The sequence below is a fragment of the Thiohalophilus sp. genome (genome assembly GCF_031581315.1).
In the GTDB taxonomy this organism is placed as follows: domain Bacteria; phylum Pseudomonadota; class Gammaproteobacteria; order UBA6429; family Thiohalophilaceae; genus Thiohalophilus.
The window spans coordinates 1,453-4,243 of record NZ_JAVLAZ010000138.1; the positions used below are offsets into that span (position 1 = coordinate 1,453).

Genomic DNA, 2,791 nt, shown 5'->3' on the forward strand with positions numbered 1-2,791 from the left:
ATGGTCCAGGCTTCCGACGAAGAAAAAGCCAAGGGCAAGTTCATCGCCCTGATGGCCTCGCGCACCAACACCCTGCTGTCCATCCCGATGATCCTCGGTATGACCGCACAGGCGCACGGGTTGCCGTTCTAAAAAGACAGGGACGAGGGACGAGTTACGAGGGACGAGGAAAATAATCCCCCGATCCTGCCAACTCTTCCCCTGTTTCCTGACAGAACGTGTCAGCAAAACAAAACGGCCCGGTTGTCGCTGACAACCGGGCCGTTTTTATTTAATCCAGCCTCCAACAAACCCGCCTCGTCACTCGTACCTCGTCCCTCGGCCCTCCCGAAGGCAAGGGTTTTATTTGACTTCGGGGAGCGGGGGGCTAGAATTGACGGTTTTCCGGCAGTCCGCGCAGGGCTGCCGTTTTATTTTCCTGAACCGGTAAATTAGCGGAACCTGAAAAATGGCCGATCATCTGATGCACAATTATGCGCCGCTGCCTGTCACCTTTGTCCGGGGTGAGGGGGCGTGGCTGTGGGATGCCGACGACAGGCGTTATCTGGACGCGCTGAGCGGTGTCGCGGTCTGTGGCCTGGGGCATGCCCATCCGGCGATCGCCGGGGCCGTTGCCGAACAGGCCCGCACCCTGGTGCATACCTCCAACTGGTATCACATCGCCAAACAGGAGACGCTGGCCGCGAAGCTGACCACGATTGCCGGCATGGACAATGCCTTTTTCTGTAACTCCGGCGCCGAGGCCAACGAGGCGGCGATCAAGCTGGCGCGTCTGCACGGCCGGCAGAAACAGATCGATACACCGACGATCGTGGTGATGGACGGCAGCTTCCACGGCCGTACCATGGCGACCCTGACCGCCACCGGCAACCCGAAGGTTCAGGCCGGCTTTGAGCCGCTGCTGCCCGGCTTTGTGCATGTGCCCTATAACGATGTGGACGCCATCGAGCAGCTGGCTGCCGAAGGGAATGACATCGTGGCGATCATGGTCGAGCCGATCACCGGTGAAGGCGGAATCCGGATCCCTGCCGACGATTACCTGCCACAGCTGCGCCGCCTGTGCGATGCACATGACTGGCTGCTGATCGCCGACGAAATCCAGACCGGCATGGGCCGTACCGGCCAGTGGTTCGCGTTTCAACACAGCGATATTCAGCCGGATGTCATGACTTTGGCCAAGGGCCTGGGTAATGGTGTGCCTATCGGGGCCTGTCTGGCCCGGGGCCGGGCCGCCGGTTTGTTCCAGCCCGGTCAGCACGGCAGTACCTACGGCGGCAATCCGCTGGTCTGTGCCGCGGCCCTGGCGGTGCTCGAGACCATCGAACACGAACACCTGGCCGCGCGGGCCGGCTGGCTGGGGCAGCACATGCTCAACCGGCTGCACGAATCGCTGGCACAAACCCCGGGGGTTATCGAATGCCGGGGCAAGGGCCTGATGCTGGCGGTGGAACTGGACCGACCCTGCGGAGAACTGATGCAACAGGCCCTGGAGCGGGGATTGTTGATTAACGTCACCGCTGGCAACGTGGTACGCCTGCTGCCGCCGCTGATACTCAGCGATGAAGAAGCCGAACAGATTATCAATGGCGTGAGTGAACTGATTAAAGGCTTTTTGGCCTGACACCGCGCCGCAAGAGGAAAAGCACGATGGTGAAACACTTTTTGACCCTGCTGGATATTGAAGGCAATGTGCTCGATCAGATCATCGATCGGGCCATCGAACTCAAACAGATGCAGCACCGCGGTGCCATATACGAACCGCTGAAAAACAAGGTGCTGGGGATGATTTTTGATAAATCCTCTACCCGAACCCGCGTTTCGTTCGAAACCGGTATGGCCCAGTTCGGCGGCCATGCGATCTTTTTGTCGCCGCGCGACACCCAGCTCGGTCGTGGTGAGCCGGTGGAAGACAGCGCCCGGGTGCTGTCGCGCATGGTGGATATCATCATGCTCCGCACCTATGCCCACGACACCGTGCAGCGTTTTGCCGAATATTCGCAGGTCCCGGTGATCAATGCCCTGACTGATCTCTACCATCCCTGTCAGCTGCTGGCCGATATGCAGACGTTTCGCGAGCATCGCGGCGCCATCAAAGGCAAGACCGTGGCCTGGATTGGGGATGGCAACAACATGTGCCATTCCTATATCAATGCCGCGCGCCAGTTCGATTTTCAGCTGCAGATCGCCACCCCCACCGGGTACGAGCCGGATCCCGAGATCGTTGCCGCCGCGGGGGATCGCATCACCCTCAGCAACGACCCGGAAGCCGCCGCCCGGGGCGTGGATCTGATTACCACAGATGTCTGGGCCAGCATGGGCCAGGAAGAAGAACAGGAACTGCGCAAGCAACAGTTCGAAGCCTTCCAGGTCAACAGCCAGCTGATGTCGCTGGCCAACAAGGATGCCATTTTCATGCATTGTCTGCCGGCCCATCGCGGCGAGGAAGTCACCGCCGAGATCATGGACAGCCCGAAGAGCGTGGTCTGGGAAGAGGCGGAAAACCGCCTGCACAGTCAGAAAGCCCTGCTCGAACACCTGCTGGCCGTGCCAACCGAGCTGGAGCCGCAGCTGCGTTAAGAGTGGTTCACTTGTCACCCCACTGGCAATGAACGCGGAGCTCGCAGAGGCGCAAAGACGCGGAGAGAAACTGGATAATGACTCCGGTCCGCGAATGCACGCCAATCAACGCGAATCAATTCAAAGCGTATTGCGGCATTTTGCGTTAATTCGCGTGTATTTGCGGACTCAGGTCATTCTCTTCTGCCCCGGGACGCACTATAAAGATTTGTTC

2 protein-coding genes are annotated in these 2,791 nt (G+C 59.7%); both read left to right on the plus strand.

Going from position 1 to position 2,791, the window contains the following annotated elements; genetic code table 11:
• Positions 1-448: 448 nt before the first annotated feature.
• Entirely contained in the window at positions 449-1,621 is a 1,173-nt protein-coding gene (locus tag RI563_RS12740; protein ID WP_310694761.1) for an acetylornithine transaminase, read from the plus strand.
• A gap of 26 nt (positions 1,622-1,647) precedes the next feature.
• The gene (gene argF / locus RI563_RS12745) at positions 1,648-2,577 is read left to right on the plus strand and encodes an ornithine carbamoyltransferase (RefSeq protein ID WP_310694762.1); all 930 of its coding nucleotides are present in this window, start codon (positions 1,648-1,650) and stop codon (positions 2,575-2,577) included.
• Positions 2,578-2,791: the final 214 nt, after the last annotated feature.

Excerpts from the sequence above, each read along its gene's own strand:
- RI563_RS12740 (WP_310694761.1), top strand. The coding sequence starts at position 449 with ATGGCCGATCATCTGATGCACAATTATGCGCCGCTGCCTGTCACCTTT.
- argF (WP_310694762.1), top strand. The coding sequence starts at position 1,648 with ATGGTGAAACACTTTTTGACCCTGCTGGATATTGAAGGCAATGTGCTC.